This window comes from Bartonella sp. AA81SXKL, assembly GCF_042196945.1.
GTDB lineage: Bacteria > Pseudomonadota > Alphaproteobacteria > Rhizobiales > Rhizobiaceae > Bartonella.
Map to the genome: position 1 here is coordinate 1 of NZ_JBHIRH010000140.1, position 925 is coordinate 925.

2 protein-coding genes are annotated in these 925 nt (G+C 45.3%); both read left to right on the forward strand.

All coding sequences use genetic code 11. The annotated features are described in order from the left end of the window. Positions 1–198, forward strand: a 198-nt coding sequence (locus ACFINZ_RS10140) for a tail protein X (RefSeq protein ID WP_375701444.1), incomplete at its 5' end; no start/stop codon positions are given. Beyond that, on the forward strand, positions 195–925 hold a 731-nt coding region (locus ACFINZ_RS10145; RefSeq protein ID WP_375701445.1), incomplete at its 3' end, for a phage late control D family protein. The genes ACFINZ_RS10140 and ACFINZ_RS10145, both read left to right, overlap by 4 nt.

Below are 925 nucleotides of genomic sequence, written 5' to 3' on the forward strand. Positions count from 1 at the left end.
GGCGATATGGTTGATGCCATTTGCTGGAGATACTATGCAAAGGGTCAACAAGCCCTTGCTGTTGAACGCGTTTATGCAGCAAATTTTGGTCTTGCAGACCATGGACCTATCTTAAAAGCAGGCATCACAATCGTTTTGCCAACCCTCCCCTATCCTAAAGCCACACCGGTGATTAGAATTTGGGGTAGCAAATCATGAAACCTTTTTGCATGGTTCTGGCAAATGGAGAAGACATCACAAAAACTCTTATGGATTATGTTTTGTCGATTGAAATTACCGATGAAGCAGAACACAAAAGTGATCGTATCACTATAGAGCTTGATGACCGTGCGCGTGACAGTGATAACGGCTTTCTTGATATTCCTCTTATCGGGACAGTTATTTCCATAACACTTGGCTATGAAGGCGGGAAAAATCGCGATATGGGAGCCTATCTGATAGACGAAATTTCTGTAAGCAGCCCACCGCAAAGCTTAAGTGTTACAGGACGCGCCGCATCAATGAACACGTCTTACAGAACCCCCAAAAGCCAATCCTATCACCAACAAACCCTTGGCAGTATTGTTCAAGAGATAGCAGAGCGCAATGGCTATACACCAAAAGTTGATCCTTCTCTTGCAAAAATCGTTGTGCGTCACATTGACCAAACAGCTGAAAGCGATATGGCTTTTGCTACGCGCCTTGCAGAAGAGTATGATGCGGTAGCAAAACCCGTTGATGGCAAGCTTGTTTTGGCTAAACGGGGGGAAGGTAAAGCCATCACCGGTGAAACACTCCCTATTGTTGTTATTCATGAGAAACATTGTACCTCTTGGGATTTTAAATACAGCGCACGAGATGAAGCAGGTGCAGCCAATGGCTTAGAAACAGATGTGGGGGACGACCAAAAAGCCGCGGCTGATGCACGAGAACCAGAAGAGATTGA